Source organism: Chitinophaga sp. Ak27 (assembly GCF_012726295.1).
Taxonomy (GTDB): Bacteria; Bacteroidota; Bacteroidia; order Chitinophagales; family Chitinophagaceae; genus Chitinophaga.
On record NZ_JABAOB010000002.1, the window covers coordinates 85,612 to 109,356 of the forward strand.

General features: G+C 45.4%; 18 protein-coding genes. 8 read left to right on the plus strand and 10 right to left on the minus strand.

Annotation, left to right across the window (positions count from 1 at the left end; translation table 11 throughout):
- Positions 1–35 precede the first annotated feature (35 nt).
- Positions 36–608, plus strand: a complete 573-nt coding sequence (locus tag HGH90_RS08280) for a hypothetical protein (protein ID WP_168764461.1) — start codon at positions 36–38, stop codon at positions 606–608.
- 210 nt (positions 609–818) lie between these two features.
- Here the strand turns inward: HGH90_RS08280 and HGH90_RS08285 are convergent, their stop codons facing one another.
- The gene (locus tag HGH90_RS08285) at positions 819–2,432 is read right to left on the minus strand and encodes a right-handed parallel beta-helix repeat-containing protein (protein WP_169190843.1); all 1,614 of its coding nucleotides are present in this window, start codon (positions 2,430–2,432) and stop codon (positions 819–821) included.
- A 973-nt stretch (positions 2,433–3,405) separates the two neighbouring features.
- On the opposite strand from HGH90_RS08285, the gene HGH90_RS08290 reads away from it, so the two are divergent.
- Positions 3,406–4,230 (plus strand): M57 family metalloprotease, encoded by an 825-nt coding sequence (locus HGH90_RS08290; protein ID WP_169190844.1) that lies wholly within the window; start codon positions 3,406–3,408, stop codon positions 4,228–4,230.
- 294 nt (positions 4,231–4,524) lie between these two features.
- On the opposite strand, the gene HGH90_RS08295 is transcribed toward HGH90_RS08290, so the two are convergent.
- Complete coding sequence (locus tag HGH90_RS08295) at positions 4,525–4,992, minus strand: hypothetical protein (RefSeq protein WP_169190845.1); 468 nt, start codon at positions 4,990–4,992, stop codon at positions 4,525–4,527.
- Positions 4,993–5,184: 192 nt separating this feature from the next.
- Entirely contained in the window at positions 5,185–5,949 is a 765-nt protein-coding gene (locus HGH90_RS08300) for a glycoside hydrolase family 11 protein (RefSeq protein WP_169190846.1), read from the minus strand.
- Between the two features lie 414 nt (positions 5,950–6,363).
- Between HGH90_RS08300 and HGH90_RS08305 the strand changes: the two genes are divergently transcribed.
- The gene (locus HGH90_RS08305) at positions 6,364–6,879 is read left to right on the plus strand and encodes a GNAT family N-acetyltransferase (protein WP_169190847.1); all 516 of its coding nucleotides are present in this window, start codon (positions 6,364–6,366) and stop codon (positions 6,877–6,879) included.
- A gap of 155 nt (positions 6,880–7,034) precedes the next feature.
- Here the strand turns inward: HGH90_RS08305 and HGH90_RS08310 are convergent, their stop codons facing one another.
- The 5 genes from HGH90_RS08310 to HGH90_RS08330 form a co-directional block, all read right to left on the minus strand.
- Entirely contained in the window at positions 7,035–10,307 is a 3,273-nt protein-coding gene (locus HGH90_RS08310; protein ID WP_211172597.1) for a hypothetical protein, read from the minus strand.
- Positions 10,308–10,333: 26 nt separating this feature from the next.
- Positions 10,334–11,878, minus strand: coding sequence for a pentapeptide repeat-containing protein (locus tag HGH90_RS08315; RefSeq protein WP_169190848.1), 1,545 nt, complete (start codon positions 11,876–11,878; stop codon positions 10,334–10,336).
- Positions 11,879–11,894: 16 nt separating this feature from the next.
- Positions 11,895–14,147 (minus strand): pentapeptide repeat-containing protein, encoded by a 2,253-nt coding sequence (locus HGH90_RS08320; protein ID WP_169190849.1) that lies wholly within the window; start codon positions 14,145–14,147, stop codon positions 11,895–11,897.
- 653 nt (positions 14,148–14,800) lie between these two features.
- Entirely contained in the window at positions 14,801–15,826 is a 1,026-nt protein-coding gene (locus HGH90_RS08325; RefSeq protein WP_169190850.1) for a glycosyltransferase family 2 protein, read from the minus strand.
- Between the two features lie 117 nt (positions 15,827–15,943).
- Positions 15,944–17,371 (minus strand): Gfo/Idh/MocA family oxidoreductase, encoded by a 1,428-nt coding sequence (locus HGH90_RS08330; protein WP_169190851.1) that lies wholly within the window; start codon positions 17,369–17,371, stop codon positions 15,944–15,946.
- 401 nt (positions 17,372–17,772) lie between these two features.
- Between HGH90_RS08330 and HGH90_RS08335 the strand changes: the two genes are divergently transcribed.
- Both HGH90_RS08335 and sigJ read left to right on the plus strand, forming a co-directional pair.
- Entirely contained in the window at positions 17,773–18,297 is a 525-nt protein-coding gene (locus HGH90_RS08335; RefSeq protein ID WP_211172598.1) for a carboxymuconolactone decarboxylase family protein, read from the plus strand.
- Positions 18,294–19,154, plus strand: a complete 861-nt coding sequence (sigJ, locus tag HGH90_RS08340; protein ID WP_211172599.1) for an RNA polymerase sigma factor SigJ — start codon at positions 18,294–18,296, stop codon at positions 19,152–19,154. The genes HGH90_RS08335 and sigJ overlap by 4 nt, the downstream gene beginning before the upstream one ends.
- A 63-nt stretch (positions 19,155–19,217) precedes the next feature.
- Here the strand turns inward: sigJ and HGH90_RS08345 are convergent, their stop codons facing one another.
- Together HGH90_RS08345 and HGH90_RS08350 are read right to left on the minus strand one after the other, a co-directional pair.
- On the minus strand, positions 19,218–20,216 hold the full coding sequence (locus HGH90_RS08345) for a terpene synthase family protein (protein ID WP_168764450.1): 999 nt from the start codon (positions 20,214–20,216) through the stop codon (positions 19,218–19,220).
- Positions 20,217–20,700: 484 nt separating this feature from the next.
- Entirely contained in the window at positions 20,701–21,291 is a 591-nt protein-coding gene (locus HGH90_RS08350; RefSeq protein ID WP_168764449.1) for a dihydrofolate reductase family protein, read from the minus strand.
- A 194-nt stretch (positions 21,292–21,485) separates the two neighbouring features.
- Between HGH90_RS08350 and HGH90_RS08355 the strand changes: the two genes are divergently transcribed.
- The 3 genes from HGH90_RS08355 to HGH90_RS08365 all read left to right on the plus strand — a co-directional run bounded on the left by HGH90_RS08355 (position 21,486) and on the right by HGH90_RS08365 (position 23,674).
- Positions 21,486–21,932: a GNAT family N-acetyltransferase gene (locus HGH90_RS08355; RefSeq protein ID WP_168764448.1), complete on the plus strand. Its 447-nt coding sequence runs from the start codon at positions 21,486–21,488 to the stop codon at positions 21,930–21,932.
- A 119-nt stretch (positions 21,933–22,051) separates the two neighbouring features.
- On the plus strand, positions 22,052–22,612 hold the full coding sequence (locus tag HGH90_RS08360) for an RNA polymerase sigma factor (protein WP_168764447.1): 561 nt from the start codon (positions 22,052–22,054) through the stop codon (positions 22,610–22,612).
- Between the two features lie 66 nt (positions 22,613–22,678).
- The gene (locus HGH90_RS08365; RefSeq protein ID WP_168764446.1) at positions 22,679–23,674 is read left to right on the plus strand and encodes a FecR family protein; all 996 of its coding nucleotides are present in this window, start codon (positions 22,679–22,681) and stop codon (positions 23,672–23,674) included.
- Positions 23,675–23,745 lie beyond the last annotated feature (71 nt).

The window sequence follows — 23,745 nt, forward strand, 5'->3', positions numbered from 1 at the left end:
ACTACATGGATATGAGAAGTTTGAACATGAAGTAGTTGAAATCCGTCTTCACCTTTGACCTACCTGTTAAATACAGCTACATTTATTCCCGTTTTCGTAAAACTCATGAAAGGCAGCGCGATATTTATGCCAGTTGGCCGGTAGAGGCAACGCGCCGCCAGATGATTAATGGGTATTGGAGTAGTGCACTTTGGCATTATTTGCTTTTGGTTGTTGTTGCTGCTGTTGCCGTGTGGTTTTATAATGGTCAATTGAATGGTATGTATATGCTTGTCGGCGTGACGTTGGGGATAACTGCCTATCTGCCGTTGTATTTCATTCTTTATCGGCCCATCTTTACCGGTGATTTCTTGCCAAAGCTAGAAACGGTGATAGCAGCATATCAAGGGCGTGAACGCGCATGGCTTGAAAAATGTAAACAGGACCAGTTAACCAACAGGGCGTTGGTGCTGCTTTTCTACACATTTGATAAAACAAGTAAAGCCAACTATCTAACCCCCAGTGATAAATGTGCAAACCTGCTGCACAAGATTTTCGGAGTAAGCCCCGATGGAATAAAAAAGGCGCTTGACCTGGTCTTTAAAAAAGATAAGAGAGCCAAATTATAAAGAGTGGTTGGCAAAAGTAATCACGCGATTCCGCCAGGTAGTAACTGATAGCCTTTGCCGCTTTTATTAGTAACAGCAATAAATTGCCCGTTCCAGGAATGGTAACGGGCTTGGTATCTATGCGATGGGTTTGCATATGAGTAATAAATTAGTCAATGGATCGCACCCGGGAGAACAGAATCAATATCGCTCATGATATATAGGCGCAGGCTATTTCACATATGTGCTGCCCTTGTCCTGTCCAAATGTTATAGGCCGGTTATCTGCGGAAGGATGATCTGGTACCGGAGGAGCGGGGGCTGTCCAGTTTTTCCATGATACGCGCGAGCCATCAGGATTAGTCACCTCAAATCCGGCAAATTGCCAGTCGCCGTAGTAATGATTGTTGCGGAAAACATTATCCTGCTGAAACGTGATCCGCCATGGAATCACGTAACCACTGAATTCAGGAAACGAGCCATACTCAGAGAATATTCCATTGATGCCGCAGAAATTTCCGCCGACATATCCCAGCATCGCCTTATCTATTCTGAACTCGTTATTCTCCACTATTATATTTTCTGTTGACCAGCGACAGGCAAATTTATCCGGAACACTGCCGGGAATAGTATTTGGCACACCGGATTTGCAGGGGGAGTCATCATACAGGCTTTTTATCTTTATGGTACCTGCTATATGGGTGTTACCGCTGGATCCACTATAGCGGTTGGGATTTTCCCATAGCACCACACCGCCCCAATTGTTTTCGAAATTATTTTTACTGATTAACATGGGGGAAGTTTTAAGATTAAATCCACGGGGGCTGCCGGCTTCGGAAATGTAGATGGCAGGAACCGGGAAATTGTCTCCATGCTGCATATTCAGCATGCCGGCAACGATCGCATTCTTCTTAAAATTATTGAAACGTACCCTGGCGTCATAGCCGGCTTCTATCATTAATCCGTTGCCGTCATTATCATTGATGTAATTGTTTTCAATTACGAAGCCACGATTGTTATTATCCAGCCACAGGCCTACTCCCTTATTATGATGAACCCAGTTATTCGTCACCATAACATTCTTGTTGATCCAGAACTTTGCGCCACCGGTACAACCACAACCTTCAATTTTTTTCTCCCAGTCGTCGGTATTGTTGCCCGTAATTTCGTTATGATCCAGTACGAAATTTTCTACCTCATTTAGTTCCGTTCCGCAGCAGGAGTTAATACCATATTGACCGTTATCTTTTATACAATTATACCGGTAAATATTATTAGGGCCAGCCATCAGGCCTGCACCTTTGTTGTTGGAAATAGTATTATACTCGATGGTCCATTTATTGCCGGCATCGTGGTTAACAACGCCCTCGTCGCGGGGCGCCACGAAGTTACGGATGGTAAGATAGCGAATGGTTACATTGGATGCCCTCTGCGTAAATGCATAGTGATTAATGTTTTGGCCATCCAGGATAGCACCGGGGCCACCAATGAAGGTACTGCTGTCTTCCGGGATAATCTGGCTGTATTTGTCGCCGCCTATGGTATGTACGCCCGGTGCAAACCAATAGGTAGCTCCCCTGATTTTGAAATTGACGTTGCTGTTATTGCCCGCCTGTACAATGATAGCACCCGGCGGTGCAACGCCGGGGCCGGTCAGTAATTGTGTGTTGCCGCAAATTTCGGCTGGAGGGGACGACGGCCATACGTTGGCCTCACCATTATCCTTACCTCCGGGATCCTCCTTAGGTCCTGCTTTATCAGGCTTATGACATCCGGCGGTATACAGAATACACAGCAGCATTAATAAGCTGCAGATCTTTCGCAATAGTAAATCAGATTTTCTCATTAGGTATGAATTGTTGTGAATAAAAGGTCTCCATGGTCACTTACGGTTATCATCAGTAAGTAGCTTATATAAAATATTTAGTCAGCTTTTTTAGAAGCTGCGACAACAGCTGACGAATTTCTTCCCTGCTACAGCGCAGTTAAATGCATGTCGCATTGGTAAAGACATAAAAATTGTTTGCGGGTAATTCAGAAAAGGCATTCATAATTGAAATGGTTTGGGCAAGGTTAAATACGTCAGCGCTCAACAGATAATTGATCAAATGCATCATGGGCCTGGTTCTTTCCTTCTTCTCAGACAGAATATTTCTCAGATTGCCCTGGATCTTTGTGTACAGTAGTAGGGAATATTGGTGGTTGTTACTATAAACACGGTTTTTCAGACTGGTTTTGTGCTAACCGGGAAGTAAGTTACAAATAAACTTGAAAGATTTATCGCAGGAAGAGTTTTTTTATCAGATATAGGTGTCTTGTATGATTTTAATAGGCTGACCGGCCAAAAGTGTCCGGCAATTTACTTGACCCGAATCTACAGCGGATGGAGATTAGAAAATGCTTAAAAAGTGATTAATAAAACATTAGAATAGGCTTAAAGAAAGGTACAAAATAGTTCGGATTGCTGCTATTTCATTACTGATGAAAAAAGGGTGTTTAATTTAAAATATTTTTTTCAGTAATTGGAAAGCTGTAATATTGGAAAACGATCACGATACAAACCCGAACGCAGAGCCATAATCTTTAAGCAAATCTAAGTAACCCACATTTCAAATCTGTAATACCGGAAAACTAATCTGTTCATACTAAATATGCGTTGATAACGATTGCTACAGGTGAATAGCCTACGTTTTTCCCGTCATTTAAAATAATTGAAAGCCTAAACATTAGTTGTAAATACAGCTATAGTAAACCCTTTTTTTCATGCAGGCACCATAGCAATCTTAAATCTAACATCTAAAACCCAAAATCTTAACCCGATGAGAAATCAAGTATTTTTTCTTCTGATCTGTCTGTTGGCAGGTTTGTTCATCACATCATGTCAGAAAGATAACAAACAAGGGAATACGGATAAACCCGGTATTTCCAATGACGTATTAGCACAAATCAAGGCAAAAGGCTTCAGTACCCGGAATGTACATGCCGTAAACGGAGGTTATCTCGTAGAAGGAGATATTTTTCTTAGCTCAAAAGACCTCAGTCAGAAGGCCAGAACTAATAAAGTCAGAGTGGCCAAAACAGAACAGTATTCCACTAATAACCTGGTAAGCAGCCTGCCACGTGTGATTACCGTGAAGGTTAGTAACCTGGGCAGTGCTTTTGTACAAGGCACTGACCTGGCCATCCAACGTTACAATGCCCTGGGGCTGCGCATCCAGTTCCAACGCATTTCCAGCGGTAATGCGGATATAACTATTCAGGGATTTTATGAAGGGCCCAGCGGTGGCTATATTACTTTAGGATCATCCGGTTTCCCTACCGATGCGGGAGATCCTTTTAATCTCATTCAGATGAATACCCATCCTGACGCCTACGGCAGTAACCCCAATGTGCAGTATGTTGGCTCTGTGCTTCAGCACGAAATAGGGCATTGCATCGGTATGCGCCATACCGACTATATGGACCGTTCTTATAGCTGCGGCGGTGATCCGGTGGATGAAGGAGATGGTGGTGTAGGGGCAGTATATCTGCCAGGTACCCCAGCTGATCCTGACCCGGATTCCTGGATGCTAGCCTGCTCCAATGGAGGGAACCGTACTTTTAATGCTAACGATATTATTGCATTAAATTATCTGTATCAATAATCCATTGCTAAACGGAAATGCATGAAAAAAGAAAGGTTACACCGCGGCTATCGTGCCCGGTGTAACCTCTTTGTTGTAGCTGCCCTCACTATATGAGGGAGCTGGTGGACTACGTTACCCAGAACTGGAAAGCATGGTTGGTAGCAGGATTTTTCCAACTCCCTGATCTTTGCATTGTTAATAGTAATGTCCTGAGAAGGATAAACGAGGATGCCTATTCCCCATTCGCCGGTAGTACCGGGTGGCAGTAGAGCGACATGAAGATTGCACTTTGATGAAAGGTATGCATATTCGTCAATTTACGCTTTCACTTTTTTTGGGTGCTCTTGCTTTTTTTAGTAGTTCTTGATACAGCTGCTCCTCCCGCTTTTGCGTACCATCAGAAATTTTTATTCCGGCTTTCTCAAATTCCCGTATTAATCTTTTATCGAAACCTGCGAGGTATGATGCAAATGACAAAGAATCTTTTGCTTCAGGAATTGTCTTAAAAGGAACAGGTAACTCTTTAAACCTATATAAAGTGGCTTTGGTACTATCGTTGCCTTCAAGTAGTACTGAGTCGCCGTAGTCTATAATCTTAGCCGCGTAGTGATTTGTAAGATATTTTAAAGAATCGTTTTCTATTTTATAAAGAAGCCCGAACCGGCCAACTTTCTGATTATAAAAGACTATGTATTGCGAATCGATATCAAATTCGCTATATCCATTTGCTATTGAGAATCTATGCCATTTCCCGATCAGAGAGTTTTTATTTCCTTCCATGTTTTTAATATTCGGTGAATGGCAGGCGAAAAGTGCAAAAATGAAAAGTACAAGAAAATAGGGCGTTGATCTCATCAGAACTAATTGTTGAATAATATTAAATAGGTATTCAAATGACAGGGAATACCCGCACTGAATACTGCCCCGCTTCCTGCGGGGGCAGTATTCGTTTGCTATTAATTAAACCAGTGCTTATTGCATCCAAATAGTACAGTTAATATTGCCGTTAGTATTAGAGCCCCAGGTCTCTGAAACCATAATGGCCGGGATATTTAACTGACCAAGCGTATATCCTAAACTACTCCATTTGTTATAGTGATTGGCAAAAGTAATGACGCGATTTTGCCCGGTAGTAACTTTTGTAACCCTGGAGCTGTAAATCTGTCTGAAGCCATCACCACCATCGATATTTTTACCTGTCACCCAACGGGTCCATACATTATAACCTGCACCATCGCTTTCAAATGTCCCTAAATAAGTGCCGGTATGAGGTGATACGGCGCCCCATGTTTCATTCACATAATACTCATAATAAGGGTTTCTGCTCCATCCGTACCAGCCGAAAGTGCCACCACCAGAGTTTGAGTAAGTACCCAGATTATATCCTATTTTGTAGGATGCAGAACCTACCGAATAGCCTTTGCCGCAGGTGAAATTGCCGTTAAATCCGTTCCAGTTAACGCTGTAATTTCCGCCAGGGCCATTTGCGTAATTAACGGTGCCAGTGGCGCCGTCACTTTTCCAAAGTGACCAAAAGAAGCCGTCATGGGTACCCGATTGGTAGAATTGGGCCGTGGCCTGAGCTTTGGAAAGCGTTTCAATACCTGCTGCCTCGGGCTGGGTTCTTGCCTCTTTTCTACAGCTTGTTAAAATTGTAGTGCCTGCAAGTACAATGGCTACAGCAGTGCCAAAAGCAACCTTCCAGGTTACTCTTGTAAGTGGGTTTTGTTTTTTCATATCGTGGGTTTATTGGTTAGAGAAGCAAATGAAGCATATTTTAAAATGGAACAATGCTAATAATCACCAAATTTGTTACACAAATGTTCATACGCCGGCCAGGAACAGGCTACAAACAGGAGCTTGGTTCCGGGAATTTCCTGATCCTGTCCAGGGGAAGGTCTTCTTTTAAATATTTGCTTTTCATAAAACTGTTTATCGATAACATAAAAAATATACTTCCCCGTTATAAAGGTCGTATCAAAGTTTTCTTTATTTTAGGGTGGAATACTACCTTTCTTCAATTTGAGCGTATGATGGATATTGTATTACAGTAATTGCCGTCTGGGTAATTACATCTTAGCTGATAATTTTATTCATGATCTCTGCGCTTTCGGCGCAGGGGTATCTTCTATTTATTTAATTCTATCAGTAATGCTTAAATACAATTATACTATCAGGAGGGAAACGCCTTCTGACATCAACGCTATCGATCAGGTAACAAAGACCGCGTTTGCCTCAGCTGCATATAGCAGTGGAACAGAATCATTCATCATAAAAGCCCTGCGCGCAAATGGTCAGCTGACCATTTCTCTGGTAGCAGAGGAAGAGGGAGTAGTGATAGGGCATATTGCTATATCGCCTGTATTTATTTCTTCAGGAAGTAAAGGCTGGTTTGGACTAGGGCCAGTGTCGGTGATCCCTTCCAAACAGGGATCCGGCGTTGGTGCTGGCCTGATCAGGGCCGCCATTGACGCATTGCGCGGCCTGCATGCAGCCGGCTGTGTGGTGTTGGGCGAACCCTCTTATTATGGCCGGTTCGGATTCAGGAGTGAGGCCCGTTTGCAGTACCTGCATGCTCCTGCGGAGTATTTCCAGGTACAGTCATTTACAGGAAAGATACCAGAGGGGACTGTGGAATATGATGATAGTTTCAATGTCACCGGCTGAGAATAATCAGATGTAATAGAAGAGGCTGTCTCAACGGGATTGAGCAGCCTCTTTTGTGTCATCAGATCAGTTTATTTCAGCAGCGTTTTTACGATAAGAACAAAAAGGTTCGACTATTTGGTAGTGAATTAATCAGCCTTATTAACCCCAAATTACTATTGCGGAATCGGCGGTAGCCATTCGCTAACGGAGGGTACTGTACGTCCAGGAGCGGCGCCCGGCCCTGCATTGTGGCCACTGCTATCTTGTGTCATTTGCCAGTTGAGTGTGTATAATGTATGCCACATATCCACATTGATCTTGGCTGCCGGTATATTCGGCGTGGTGACAAGCAGATTACCTGCGGGAGCGCCTTTGCCATATTGATAAATGGTCATGTTATAATCGCTGGTTGCGGTGCCTGAATTGTTATAGTAGAGTATGAACAGAAATGTAGAACAATTGTCTCCTACGGCTGCCACATCCAGGTAGGTAGCATTTGAAGGCAAGCTTAGAGTAGGAGACGCGCCATTTTCACCGGAAAAGCAACTAACTGGGTTTCCGTTCAGGTCGAAAGCTTGGATCCTGGCAAGATTAAAACCACTTGACGCAACCTGCTCCAAAACGAGGATGGTGCCGTCATGGGAGCAGGTAACCGCAATGGGAATGAAGAGAAGACCGGGCCTGCCGCCGCTTCCGTTAAAGTTCAGGGCCTTCCCGGCAAAAGCCCGGGCCAGCGGGATATTATTGTCGGCAAGTCCTGGATCAGCTGCCAGCGGTGTGATCATCATTTTGCAATATTTTTGATTTACACCTATGATATGTTTGCTGGGGTGTAGCGTCACGGAGTCGGGGAAATAAGGGAATCGTCCATAACTGTTTTGGCCCGCAGACATATCAAATGTAGGGGAGTTATCATCCAATATAACCTTACGCAAATGATAACCACCGTCGGTATCCAGACCGTTATCTGATTTACGTGGGTCAATGTAGTAATTACCTAAATCGGGAAATTTCGGATCAGGAACCGGCAGATTATTTTCTAGCACAAAATTCCCGTTGTCCATTTGGAATTTAGGAGGAAAACTGTCGTATATCAAATGCGACAAGCCGGATAATGCGCAGGTGGGGAATTTTACTGCATTCATATCGGTTCCGGGAATATTAACATTCTGGAATGCATAGAGCTGTCCATCAGCATGATTGAAGCAATCCGTAATCCCCAAACCCGCCGCCTTCCAGGAAAGACCTATCATGCCATGGCGCTGACTGATGGCAAGGCCCATCCATTCCGAAATAGCATTCCCTGTTTGACTGTTATCGGCATTGGAAAGCGTCCCGGTGGGGGGAAAAGATTGCTGCATCCAACTATACTGGCCAGAATAACCCAATATCGCCGTATGTGTGTACACCGATTTGCTGTTCAGCGGTATGGGCACCTGTACCAGGTAAAGTATAATGCTGGCAGTATGCTGTTCGTCGTTTTCCAATTCCCCGGTAGTGGCTTTTCCTGCCGTCCAATTATCAATATAGAAATCTACCTCGAACTTAACCTTGCCCCCCAGCGTATTTTCGAAGCTGGCGCTCAACGTAGCAGGATAGCTGGATGGATCAAGCGCCACCTGGGATGAAGTAACACTGGGACGGTTCTGATCCAGGTATATCATTTTGGCAACGTAGCTGGCCTTCGAGCCAGACGGGACAGCAGGAAAAGAAATATGCCTTGGGTCAGGGTGGATCGTCAGGGTACTCGTAATGGTAGTGGAAATGCTATTGGAAATCATCCAGGGACTATCTACCACTTCTACTATCGTTTGCGACATCTGCGCAACATCGGCAGCGATATTTACCGCAATCATCGCCCAGCCGGCAAAAGGTATTTCATCTTCTATTTCGCCTTCAACTATTTGCTTTTCGCACCAGACCAATAGTTTTGTAACGGCCTTATCGAAAATAATCTGTCCGATCGTAGAGAACTCAACCCAGTTCATCTTTTTGTCCACAAGCCCCACATATAGAAAATCTCCGCCAAAATAAGTAATCCCAATGGCAAGCGCCGCTGCAATAAATTTGGAGTCATTAAATAAATCATAGGCTGGCTTCCAGGTTTGCCCCGCCACGCCTACACCCAGGAATATGGATGGCAACACAAAGTTCAACATGGCGGTAGTAACACCGCCAATAACGGCACTCTTGGGGTAATGGTTTTTGCCTGTTCCCAGGCCACATCCATAAATATTTGCGGAAACGGCGCCTTCGGGGAATGTGACGTTTACAGTGAGCGTTCCTGGAAACTTTGTATCCGGCACACCAAATATGGTATCGATCGGACTTATCCAGCCAATAAACCGTAAATCGTCATAATCCAATTGCAGGTCTGCGACAATTTCGGCAGACATGCCGCCATCATCGGGTTGCCAGTCCGGTGTGTTCATTGTATTGCCGTCTGCGTCAACAAACTGGATATAGGCTGCCAGGCAACGGATATAGGTATTCGTCATGGTTATTTCAACCTGGCGTTTACCTGAGTCAATTACATTAATACTTGTTTCAAGGCCGTAGGTGGGATCAGTATTTGCAAGGGCTGCTGTCCAATGATCGTCTTTCCTGGTACGGGCTTTCAGACTAGCGGGCATGTATATACCAGCTGCCATTTCTCCATTGTCGCCGGCAGATTTTACGCTGGTGCCTTCCTGTAAAGTCCAGCTTGTTCCCTTGAGGCGCACATCGTTCTTGGTGCTGATCTGCACAGCCGTCATGGCGTCTCCGGCAGCTTTCATGATATCGGTGGTCGGGATGAGGAGTTGCTGTTCCCCCATGGAGCTGGTATCAAAGTTTTGATAGTTAGCCCAGCCGGAGTTAACTGCAGGAGGGCCGGCTGCGCGCATGGCATCAACAAGCGTCTGTATTAAACCATAAGTAATAGGTGCTTTAAACTGGTCCATGTGTTCAAGTATATAACCGGCAATAGTGGCATCCTTTGTATTAAGGTCTCCATGATGCCGTATCAACGTTTGGGCAGTTGTTTCGTAATCACTGTGCTTTACTTTAACGCCTGGCCGTTTATTCAGCATTGATTCGCCATCAGCAGTCTCGTTGGGAACAACCAGGATATCTACATGATGGATACCTGATTTACCGGGCAGGGTGTTGGTTTTATTTTGATGCCGGATGCTATACCGTATCACTGTTCCCTGCTGAATATGGACTGCATGCGGAGTATAATGAGTAAGCGCGGTGTCTTCCAAATGGGCCAGCGAAGGGTGTTCCATCCTGGCTTTCGACCGCGATTCAGGGGTGTGTTCAATGAGCGGGTGTTTTTCTCCGGCAATATATACCCAGTAATCTTCCCCCGGCAATTTATCTGAAAGGTTCGTATGAAAAATATGGGGTATGGTGGCTTTGCTGGTCCTGGGGGAAGCTGCGCGCTGTGTTTGTTCAACGGACATAAGAAATATTTTAAAAGTTTTGGAGATCAGTATTGAATCGTTTCGGCGGTAATGCCTGGAAGTCCCGGTTGACCGGACTTTCCAGAACAGTTTTTATTAGGATTGGACGAGCTGGGGCCACCGTCTCCCGGTTTCCCGGCCACGCCGCCATAATAGATAGGCGTTCCCGTTATAGCAGCATTGCCAGCCAGTACAACTCCCGCAGCAAGGCCGCCATTGCCACCGGCACCACCACCTGCACTGTAGGCGCCATAGCCGCCATTCCCTCCATTGCCGCCACCGGCGATATCAAATTTATCCGTGATATCTACTACAAGCCTGGCATCGAGCAGTACGACGCAAAAAGAAGAACCACCCTGCGCACCTCCGCCACCAGCACATTGGAGATAGCAATCACTAGAGGAACCCGTACCGCCATTTCCTCCCGATGTTCCGAACCATCCAAAAGGAATAACACCGGGAGTGCCTTTGACATTACTATTAGCGGCTCCTCCGTCTCCACAGCTGGCATAGTCATTTCCATGACACATGAGGCAGCAGGACATGGTACCTGCTGTTCCATTTTCTCCATCAGCAGCTACAGCACCGTTTAAATTCACGTTTGACAGGGTGACCGTACTTCCTGTAAATGCCTGCAGCACGGTGGTAGCTATCCTGGTGGAGTGAGGTGCTGCATTCAGTATAAAATATTCAAAACTGACATTTACCTGTTTGTCGATAATGAATACAGGAAGGCCCAATTCGGACGATCCCACCCAGGTTTGGCCCCCTGTAGGCTGCCATTGATTGTCCAGGCCTCCTACAAACGTGAGATTTTTAGAAATGATTATAGAGAATGGATAAAACTTGCCATAGGAAACTGCAACCACCCCGTTGTCGGGCGCTTTTTCTATAGCCGTCTTAAAGGTCTTACAAGGATGGTCGGCCGTTCCACAACTATTATCATCTGTACCACGAAGAGATAGATATACTGTATCTGTACTTGCTTTGCCAGATTTCTGGGCTTTTCGCGATATCGGTGTTTTACAGGGAAAAAATTTCACTTTATCCGGATCTGCTCCAGGGAAAAAGGGTTTAAGCGAACATGGGAGAACCGTTTTTTCAAAACTGGGCGGTTGAGGGTTCAATGAATCCCTTATCTCCAGTCTCAATCCGAATAACGCATCGGTTAAATCAGTTCGATTGAAATTGGTGGCGCTCATATTGGCATAAGTAAAAACTGCGCCTTGAAGGGAGGCCCCGGTAAAATCGGCACTCCTGCAATCTGCATTTGAGAAGTTTGCAGGTCCCTTATCGCTTATGTTGAGTTGTGCGTTGTTAAAACGGGCACCCTTCACACTGGCATTGGCAAACATAGCGCCGTTAAGTTTGCAGTTAGTGAAGTTGGCATTGTCCAGGTTCGCAAAGGACAAATTCGCATTTGTCAGATCCTGGCCGCTGAAGTCTTTCCCATGCAAGTCACAGGAAGAGCAGCTATAAGGCGTTTGGGCCGTTCCTTTCATACCGGATAAGAGCAGTGTACAATAAACCACCAGTATAGAACCGGATAACTTTATTTTCCATCTTTTCATAAAAAAGGTTTATGTATTATCGTGATAATGGTTTTACATTGGTATTGCAACCTGGATCGGTTTTGCCGCATTGAGAAGAATTTAGCAGCTGTTGTCCGCTTGGATCAGTTAATCCAAGTGTACTACAATCGAATTTGGCGTTACAAGCGAGGTTTAAAAATGTAAGATTTGCGTTACCGTCGTCATAGATCGCGGCGAGATTGCCAATTTTTGTCAGGGAATTATTTTCAAGGAAAATGGCAGTAAGCACCTTCAGCTGGCTCAAATCGCCTACAGTGGTAAGTTTGTTATAAGAAAGATCCAGGTAATTCAAATAATACTGAAGTGAAAAATCCTGCTGGCTAAGCTGGTTGTAAGATGCGTCAACAAAATTCAGATAAGAGTCGGCATCAAACTGAAGGGAGGCAAGCTTATTATTGGAGGCATCCAGGTAGATCAGGTTCTTCAGTCCCCGAAGGTCCATGGAGGGCAGGTTATTATTGGCAACTTTAAGTGTAGCGAGTTGCGTTAATTGCCTGAAAACATCACCATTGCTAAGGTTATTCTGGTTTAGGTTAAGGGTACGAAGATTTTTGAAATACTGAAGCCCCTCCAGGTTACTAATATTATAACCCGCACAGTTAAGTGTATATACATGTGCGGCCAGCGAATCGGTAATGACCTTGGTATTGTCGCCATTAAAAAGATCATGAACAATAGCTGCCTTTAAGTTAGGATCCGGAAAATGAATTGTACCTACGGTATCCTGTACACTACCGCCACAATCTGGTTTAGCCCACACTGTTTGCGCGGTATGTTGCGAGTTACAATGAACGGTATTCCAGTTGGGCACAATCCATTGCTTACCCTGGCAAATGGCGTTATCACCATTGGGGCAGGTAACGGGAGCAGTTAGTTTTGGTAACACGGTTGCTCCATACCCCCTTTGATTAATAATAGTAGTGCCGCAAAAGGTTCCCTCCAACGTTTGGCAACAGGAATCTGCCGGAAGCATAACCGCATCTGCGAAATTAACATTAAGCACTTTCGCATTGGTAAAATCAGCTCCTCCCAGCTGCGAGCAGCTTAGATCTACGCTCGCCCCACCTGAGTCGGGCACCAGGCTGGAGCCGGTAAAGTCAACATTCTGAAGGATGGCGCCGGTAAGCAATACGCCTTCCAGAGAACTATTGTTAAAACTGGCCTGCGGCATTACGGCTCCCGTAAAATCGGTTGTTTGCATGGTACAATTGGCAAACTGCGTACGGATAGCGAATACATTAATAAAACGAACGCTGTTTAACGACGCTTTATTGAAAGAGGACCGTGAGATGTCTGCCCCCGAAAAATCGGCAACGCTATAGGTCCCTGCGGAATTAAAAAAGGCGTTATTAAAAGAGCAGCTATCGGCATGAGCACCTCTTAATAGCGCGCCGGACATCACAGCGGCAGAAAAATTGCCACGATCTAGAATGGCATTGTTCATGGTAGCCCCGGTAAAATCCGCGTTGCTATTATTGGCGCCAGTGTAGCATTTGACATCAGATAAATTTGCATATACCAGCCGGGTACCTCGCAGCTTTGCATTGAATAGCAAAGCGCCGGATAAATTGGCGTAGCTCAGGTTGGAGTTGGACAGATCCGCACTTGACATAATGCACTTGCGGAAATCGAAATGTGAGAAATCATTTCCCTGCATTTTGGCGCCGGAGATATTCCTGGACGCAAAAGAAAATGTTTTGGGAGTGAACCCTGATATCTTACAGCGACTAAGGTCTGTACACGACCAATATGAAGAAGGCCACCGGGCAATGGGAAAGTGATTCATGTCAAGAACTGTGCCCACAAATTTTGTCCTGATAGAATCCGGAGACGCATTGATGCTCATGAATGGGCCAAATTGAGCCCCTATCATTTGGGCATCTGTAAGATCTGTAGCGGTAAACTCAGCGTATTCCAGGTTGACATCCTGCATCTTGGCCTGTTGAAAGTTGGTATGATCGAGCGTAGTGCCGGATAGATCAACGTAAGATTTTTCTGATCTCTGCATGGTGGCATTTGTAAAATTGGCGCCTGTAAGGTCCATGTTCTGGAATTGGGCGCCATTGAGCGTAGCATTTGAAAAGTCCGCACCTATAAGCGCACCCTGCGGCATAGTTGTGAAATTGGAGTCCGTCATATTCCTCCCTGAAAAATTGAGGTGTTTGTTCGAGGGATTTCTATGCTGGGCCAGCCCATTAAATGGCAGGGCTGATAACGTAAGTAATAAAAATTGAGCAAAGGTTTTCATAAGGTTATAATTATAGATTTGACCCAGAATGACAACTGCCAGCCAAATATTCCGCGGAGGAAGAGCTGGATTTGATGGAGAAAAAATGGGTCAGATCAGGTGGTTTACGATAAGTTATACGAAATGCTGTTAATGATGCAGCATAGATATGCTGGTTGCAGAGATCAACTTGTGATGCAACCGGCAAAAATGATATAACATGGGTTGTTATTGAATGTTACAGAGTAGCAGGCATTTATATCCCGTGTGCTTTATTGAACAAATATCGCAGATAGGAATAAATATGCCCGATGACTGAATTATACCAATGCCGTCATGAGAGTACTGGGTTATTTGAGAGTTCTAAAATAGTTCTTAGGATATGTAATATTAAAATTGATATGAGTTTTTGCAATGGCGCCTTTACTGATCTATACCATTCGATTTTCTTCCTGTCTATATTGAGGGCAGCTCAAAAGCTGAAACTAAACTATTAAAACTTTTCCAATGTGAAAAATATTTCTTTGAATTGGAAAATAAATGTTGAGTAAACAATTATTTACTTAGGATAACTTATATTATACAAAAAAGGACATGCGAGTAATATCTAATTAGGCGCGCGCTGTGTAACTCAAACACTCCTCCTGTTGGATGTCAAGTTAGCATACTAATGATTAACGCCCCCTTAAAGACAGATTACGGGAAATCGCCTGTTTAAAGACTTTACGCAATTCCTTAGCCGTAACAAATTGCCATTCAAATAATCTACTTTTAAAAAATAATGGAAGAATTCTTTTTTCTTTGTTATGTCTTAAAAGTGTATACCATTTTTTGTAGAGTATTTCATTGAATACCTGGATGGGATAATTCCCCGAAGTAGCATTGCCTTGTTTTAAGGCCTCAAAAACGGGTAGAAATTCTTTTGCGCTTCTGGATGAAAACCGGTAACAGGAGTAATCATGATGAATCCGAATTAATTTTTCATCTTTACGAATACCCAGGTTGGTGTGGATGTTTTCAATGATGCGGAGTTCTGCATTGAGTATTCTCTCGTGCTGCACCTTTGAAATGTTATTTCCGTGAAGGCGATAGTAGACAAGTACCTCGTTAAGGTTGGCTACCGGATGACGTAAAGAGATCCTGTAAGAAAGATCATAATCCTCCGCGGGAGAATAATCTCTATATCCACCTGCTTCGAGCATAGCTGACCTTTTGATTATTAAGGTCGAATTGATAAAGGTATTATGAAATACCAACTCGGGAGATATGTTATCGCCGGCTATCACATTTAAGTTACCGGTTTGTTCGCCGGATTCATCAATAGCGATAGCTTGTCCGCCACATATGGCGATATCAGGATGGGACGCTAAAAAACTGATTTGCGTTTTAAGACGATCAGGCAGGGCTATATCATCACAGTCCAGGATGGCAATGTATTGCCCTTTTGCCTCTTCAATTCCACGGTTACGGGTGAAAGTAAGCCCTTTATTGCCATCATTGTGAACTAAACGGATGCGGGGATCCGTAAATTGACGAATGATGTCAAGTGTACGATCCGTAGAGCCGTCATTAATAATTAATAGCTCAAAATTGGTAAAGCTCTGATTAAGGACGCTTTGTATCGCCTTTTCAATATAGGCTTCGCCGTTATAGGCGGCCATAAAAACAGTAACTAAGGGATTATTTATATTAATATCCATGCGGCTGGCAGTATTGAATTGCGCAAAGATAGCAAAGGATTAATAACCGACCTTGGATAGGCCAGTTTAAGACTGATTTTATTGAAACGCAAAAAAGAGGACCATAGTCCTCTTTTTTTAAACTTTATAGTACTGCTCCCAGCCTTTCCTTGGTGGAGGACCTATCAGCAATTCATTGGCATGTTTATTATTCGTGATGATCTTCTTTTCCCGGTCGAATTGTAATTTCTCTCCTGTCCACTGCGCCAGTACACCGAGACAGAATACCTGGCTGAGCGGACCTGCGATGGCGAAGGGAGACCGTGTTTGCTCCTCACCTTTACAAGCCCGTAGAAAGTTTTGGAAATGATTGGACGGACTTGCCGTTACTACCGGCAGTTTGCCTGCCATTTCTTTCGCTTTTTCCTCCGGAATGATCGAGAGGGTACTACCATGTGAGCCTCCTTTAAACGTGAGGTCCTTACTGTAGATAATTTTACCGGGATTCAGTTTAGCCGGTGCGATGGGACCATTGCTGGGAGGTGGAATATTAGGATCGAGGCCCGATACGCCGTATCCGGCAGGAATGGGTGGCAGGTTATCTACACCGTCGTACCAGGTGATATCCAGCGCGGGCATATTTCCTCTTTTAGGGAATTTGAATGCCAGCGTGGTAGACATGGGGTAGAAGAAATTATTATGGCCGGTGAGCTTCACCGGATCAACTTCATAGGGCAAGCCAAGATCAAGGAATTGGTGGGCCGTATCGAGGATATGTGCGCCCCAGTCGCCCAATGCGCCCATCCCAAAGTCGAACCAGCAGCGCCATTGGCCGTTTACGAAATCCTTGTTATAAGAGTGTCCTTGTGTGGCCATCTGCCAGATATTCCAGTCGAGGGTAGCTGGCGCCTGTTCTGCAGGCGGGAAAGCCGTGATATTGGGGTTCCAGCCATGCCAGCGCCGTGGAGAGTTCATATGGGCGGTAATGGCAGTTACATCTTTGATGATGCCGGCTTCTGTCCATGCTTTAAACTGGAAGTAGTTAGCTTCAGAATGCCCCTGGTTGCCCATTTGTGTCACCACTTTAGGATGCTTCCGGGCGGCCTTCATCATCAGTTCCACCTCGTTGAAGGTGCGCGCCATTGGCTTTTCTACGTATACGTGTTTGCCCAGGCCTATAGCCATCATCGTGATCGGAAAATGCGCAAAGTCGGGCACCCCGATGGATACCGCATCAATCTGGTTGCCCATTTTATCGAACATCTTGCGGAAATCCTGGAAGCGGGGTACGTTAGGGAACATTTTCATTACCTCCAGGGTATGCGGTGCGCCCATGTCTACGTCGCAGAGGGCTACAATATTCGCCAGGCCTGTCTTGTAGAGCGCCTGGGCGATTTCTCCACCCCTGTTGCCTATGCCAATGAAGGCAAGGTTTACTTTTTCATTGGGCCCGATTTTGCGGGTATAGGGCTTCGCTGCGGCCATCAGCAGGCCAGGAGTAGCGGTGGCAAGGGTGGCCAGCGCCGCCTGTTTCAGGAAGCTCCTTCTTGAGTTGTTGTAATTCATTGCGTGGTTGTTAATTGCCTCTCCAATATATAAAAAATGGTTTTGCAATCGAAAGCATTATCAAAAAAAGATCGAAAACTTTACATAAATGGTAAAATAATGGAGGAATCTGCGAGTTTGTGCTAGATAATTTGGATGACCTGTGGTGTTTTTTAATATCTGTAAACTAAGAAGGAAAAGAATATCTTTCAGCATAAACAGATGGTCCTATGAATCATCATTGGAAAATTTTTATTGCCGCAGATATCTCCTATTATTTGTTGCGAGAAAAATAATCACGGTAGGTTGTCACATTTGCACTTCACGTGGTGTCTTGATGTTTGAACAAAAAATTATGGAGGACCTTCATTATGGCATTACGTATTTCAAAAGCAGCGCTCCCTGTTGAGCTAAAGGAAAACATGATTAAGCAATTTGGCGCCATTCCTGAGCCTGTTGAGGTAGTATGGCACAACCCCAACGTGGCCACTGTTAGTCTTGAAATGGGGCGCAAGGTGGCGGAGTGGAACGCATGTGATGAGCATCTTAAATCGTTTGCACACATGGCTGTTGCAGCAATGGTCGGTTGCAGCTGGTGTCTCGACTTCGGTTACTTTCAGGCGCAGCATAAGGGTTTAGACCTGGCTAAGGCCAGCCAGGTGCCACGCTGGCGGGAGTCGGGCGTGTTTACGCCACTGGAGCGGGACGTAATGGAGTATGCAGAAGCTATGACCTCCACGCCGATAACCGTTACTGATGAGTTGTCGGCCCGTTTGCTGGAACAGCTGGGGCCTGCAGCATTAGTGGAGCTGACTGCGCTCATCGGCTTTGCTAACCTGTCGACCAGGGTCAATACGGCGCATGGCATTACATCAGAGGGATACTCTGATGCCTGCGAAATTCCATTAACCAAACGTCCCGGGAAGGCCGGCGTAGTATTGAAATGATAGAACAAGATTCCTTTATTTCCCACCGGAACCTGTTGTTCACGGTAGCGTATGAGATGCTCGGTTCGGCGACTGATGCAGAAGATGTATTGCAGGAGGCTTGGCTCCGGTGGGTCGACGTTGATCAATCGCAGGTGCATAACCCACGTGCCTACCTTATCCGGATGGTGACGCGGCAGGTGCTCAACTGGAAGCGGACGTTGTTGCGTCGCCGTGAGGAATATGTGGGGGAATGGTTGCCAGAACCATTACTGACCAACCCGGATGCAGCAGAGGTCCTGGAGCTGTCGGAGAGCATCTCGATCGCTATGTTGGTCGTGCTGGAAACACTTGGACCAACAGAACGCGCCGTATTTGTGCTCCGCGAGGTTTTCAACATGCCATACGACGAGCTCTCGGAAATAATCGGAAAGCCTGCGGCTACGGTCCGGCAGATCGCGCGAAGAGCACGTGAGCATGTTGCAGCCAGACGTCAACGGGAGCTGGTAAGCCGATCTGAGCAGCAAGTGGTGGTAGAGCGTTTCCTGGCTGCATTGCGAACCGGACAATTGCAACAGCTGATGGCTGTCCTGGCACCGGACGTTACACTGATTGCTGATGGCGGCGGATTAGTAGCTGCCGCCCGGGCTCCGGTTCACGGCGTTGGGCTGGTGGCGAATTTGCTGGTACGTCCGAATCGGGCAATTGCCGCAAGTGCATTATGGCTTAATGGTGAGCTGGGAGGCATTATCCAAAGTGAGGGCGCAATTGCCGCAGTGAGTTTCGTGGTGGAGAATGAACAGATAGTCCGGATCTACGCCATCGCAAATCCCCAAAAGCTGACAAAACTGGACAAGCCAGTTGAACTTGCCAGGTAAGGATAATGATCGATAACGTATTGAGGCCCGCCACTACGGAGGGCCTCAATACGTTATCGATCATTACATAGAAGGACTTTTCTCAGGCCAGGCAAATCCCTTTCCTCCCGGCAGGTATCTTTCTGTTTCCTGCACATAAAACGTATTCACGCCCTGGACACCAAGCCCAAAATAGTAGACGAATTTGTCTACATGTTCCTGGTATTCTCCAAACTCCCGGTACTCCCTGTGTAATGTAAGCAGCTCTTCCAGATCCTCATTGTGAATTCGCAGTGTCTCCTTGCAGGCATCCTCCAGCGAAAGACCGTACTGTCGCTGAAGCACAAAGATCACATTGAAAACCTCGGTTCCTTTCGCCAACTCTTTGGGCAACGAGTGAATATCATTTTGCCATATAATAATTCTAACCATCAGGCTTATCATTCGCCGGACGACACAGTGCTCCACGATATGATCGGGCAAAACCAGGCCTGATTCAATCTCCCCGAGAACCAGGTAAGGGTGCATCAGGACGGCATATTCGCGAATGGCTTTATATACCGCGAAAGAGGGTGGGGGTTGATGGGCTGCTTTATAAGAATGTTCGACTTCAATCCCATACCTAAAGGTCAGGTAGAAGTATTGAATGAAACGCTTCATCCATATTTCAGGCATAAATGCCCGGAATTCATCCCTGATGAGCGCCAGGTGCTGGTAAATCGCATTTTCTTCCGGCAACGGAGAGGCCCCATTCAGAATTTCCATGCAACGAATGCGCTGTCGTTGCTTTTCCTCCAGCGATAAATCTTCCAGCTGATCGTCGAGCACTACATACTGGAGCATGAACCTGTTACAAGGGATAGTTTGTTCATACGTTAAGTCGGGCCACATACATGCAGTGCAGGCGTGTAACCGCATTTTTTTGTACTTCACAATTTGTTTAGGCGTCAGAAAAGTATAGTCATTATCGATCCATGATTCCATATCCTTACCCATTTGTTCCAAATGAGGATTAACGCGGTTGGGCCATGGGTAATAGTTTAGCGGCAGATAGTCTCTTGGGTTAATTTCTCGGGGTGTCATTGAGGGCGTTTTTGCTGTTTACTGATAAAATATATCCGGATGCATTTGCGCGTCCGGGCTAAGAACGTATGCAGAAATCTCTTTCTAAATATTCTCCGTCTATCCAATGCTGCTCAGTTATTTCCTACACGGGCGCCGGCAAATGTATTTTTGAATACGGGGAAGGATGGTGGAACTGGGAAAGTATGGAAGCTATCGCCGGAGTCATATAAATCGATTGGGTTACATTGAGGGTGAAATAATAACCAGTTTGAGCATGGGAATTTACAAAAAGTTCCAAAACATTGGCATTTTTTTGAACTTTTTTATGATGTAATTACCTGGAGCGTTTCATGGAATGAAAAACTGATGATAAGGGATACCGTCTCCTGTCTGGTGAAGACATGCGACTGATAACGATTATTCCAGGCAGTTATTTAGCCTTACATCTGGGGATGATGATAGGTAAAATAGTTACAGGGACATTTTAGATCGAAATGTAAATTTAAGCCCGATAAGTCTGTGCAATAACCCCCTTCGGAAAAACCTTTACCTCGTCTAACTTCAGGTAAAGCGGTATTTTCAGCCCGGTGAAGATGGGTAATCCTGCACCCAATACGACAGGATGAATGGCCAGCTGGTACTCATCGACGAGACCTGTGGCAATAAGGTTCTGTATAAATCCTCCTCCGCCAATGGCTACGATCGGTTTTCCCGACTCGGTTTTAAGTGCCTTGATTCCTTCGGCCAGGTCGCCGTCGAAGATTCGCGCCCCGGCCCAGGAAGCGACGGCAGGCGACTGTTCCGCATTTGTGGCATGCCCTGGATCGATGCCTTTAAATCCGTTTTGGGTAAAGACGGCCTTGGGTATTTCGTTCATCGGCGCGGCAAACGGCCCGGTGGCGGTTGGCCAGTATGGCGCCAGCGTCTCAAACGTTTTCCTGCCCATGATGATCAACCCGGCTTGCCGGATTTTTTCGACACTCCAGGCGGCCGACTCTTCGTCGCCGGTTTTGAACACCCAATCTTTCCCGCCATCAGCGGCGCTTACAAAACCATCGAATGAAATCGACATTTTCACTATTAATTTTCGCATAGCTAAATGATTTGTATCACAAATGTACCGAGCTCCTTTCTCAAGTTGCGGGTGCCAAAGCGACAATCTGAAGGGGCAAATGCGACTTGATTTATTGGAAAGTGCCTGGACTACTTTTTTTATAAAGAACTGGACCATGAACGTGGTCCAGGTAAAAAGTAGTTTTGTCATTTCATTCAATATAATTGACAGCAATGGATTACAAAATTAAAAAAGCAGGTCTGGCGGACTTAAACGATGCCGCGGAATTATTCAACCTGTACCGGGTTTTCTACCGCCAGGCCGATGACTATGAAAAATGCAAGCAATTCATACGGGAAAGGCTAGACAACGAGCAGTCCAATATTTTTCTTGTTTATACAGGAGATAAAGCGGTGGGATTTGTGCAGCTGTACAAGATGTACCATTACATTAAACTGGCCAAGCAATGGTTGTTGAGCGATTTGTTTGTTCATCCCGATTACAGAGGAAAAGGGCTATCTGTTGCCCTGATAGACCATAGTAAGCAATGGTGTAACGAAACAGCCGCCTGCGGTTTGATGCTTGAAACGGAAAAAACAAATGACATCGGTAACACACTTTACCCTCGTTGTGGATTTGAATATGATGGGTTGCACAATTACTATTACTGGTGGAAATAAAATAAGGAATGGCGGACCGTTACGGTTTCGCCATTTCCGAAATAAAATTTGTATGATTGGAGTTTAATATCGTTATATTTAACATTGTATTCACAAACCGATGTTACTTTTGGCGGCTCATGACTGCTAATCATACAGATGATTTACAACTACTTGCCCGCATAAAAGTGGGTGAATCGCGGGCATTTGATTTGTTGTTCGTGAAGTATTATCCCAACTTATTGCACTTTAGCAGGTCACTATTGCCTTATCCGAGTGATGAGGCAGAAGATGTTGTGTTAGAAGTATTCCACCAGTTCTGGCGAAACAGGGATACCATCAACATACATACTTCACTCTCCGCTTTCCTATACGTTTCCGTTAAAAACCGCATTTACGATTACCGCCGTAAATTAAAGCTCAATACCCCCCTGGAGGATATTCACGGCGACACGATGGCTAGCCAGGAGGGGCCGGATCATACATTAAATTATAAAGAAGTCGCAGAAAATATCGAAAAGCTCATACGGCTGCTCCCTGAACGGATGCAGTTGATCTTCCGGATGAACAGGGAAGATGAACTCAGCTACCAGGAAATTGCAGACCTTTTGGAGATCTCTATTAACTCTGTCAAAACCCAGATGTACCGCGCCATCAAATTCCTAAAAGAAACCTACCGGTTCGACAGCTCTGTTGTCTAAAATATTTTTTTTTCGTTGTCATGATTTGTAATTGTTCTTACGTCTTATAGTAAAAGGACGTATAAATTGAGAGAACAAGAACTTTACCTGTTGGTCACCAGGCACCTGTCGGGGCAAACCAGCGACGCGGAAAATGCCTGGCTGATGGACTGGATAGCTGCAGATAAGCGTAACCAACAAGACTTCGACGAAATAAGAAGAGTGTGGCAGGAGCATCAGCGAGCTACCGATGAACAGGTGGGGCAGGCACTATCTGTTTTGCGGGCGAGGATTGCAGCCGATGAACAACGGCCGGCGCCGGTAAAATCCAAACGGGTACAGCTATACTGGTTTGCGGCAGCAGCCGGCATATTGGGTATGGTGCTGACTACCTGGTATCTCTTTACACCTAAGCCCACCCATCATTTGCTTTCTTTAAAAGTTATTACACGCCCAGGAGAGAAAAAGACCATTGTGCTGGAAGACAGCACCAGGGTAATATTAGGGCCCGAAAGTGAACTGTCTTATCCAGCGGCTTTTGATAAAAATAACAGAACGGTATCGGTAAAAGGGCAGGCCTATTTTGAGGTAAGCCAGGCGCCTCATCAGCCCTTTGTCGTAGCAACTTCCCTGTTGTCGGTACAGGTATTGGGTACCCGCTTCAATGTACAGGCAGATCCGAAAGCACCTACCAACACGGTAGCTCTACTGGAAGGCGCAGTTAAAGTAAAACTGACAGGAGAAGAAACTTACCTGCTCAAGCCGGGACAGGAAATCTCCGTGAATCGTCATACCAACCAAATAGCATTAAATCCCCTTGATTCCACGTCGGTATTGGGATGGCAGCAGAATGTGCTGATATTTAAGAATGAAGAATTTGGCAGCGCAGCTGCAAGGATAGAAAAAATGTACGGTGTAAAGATTGTCTTTAATAATGGCGACGCAGCAACTACCCATCTTTATGCGCAATTTAAAAATGAACCGCTGGATGCTGTAATGGCGGCTATCTGTACCTCCGGTGTGCTGACCTACCACCAACAGGGCGACACTATTTATGTGAATATGAAGAAAGGAACTAAATAAAAAGCCGGTATCTACGAAATGCCGGTTACCGCTATCAAATTGTTGGAATGTACTTGTATCTGGCGCAGGCC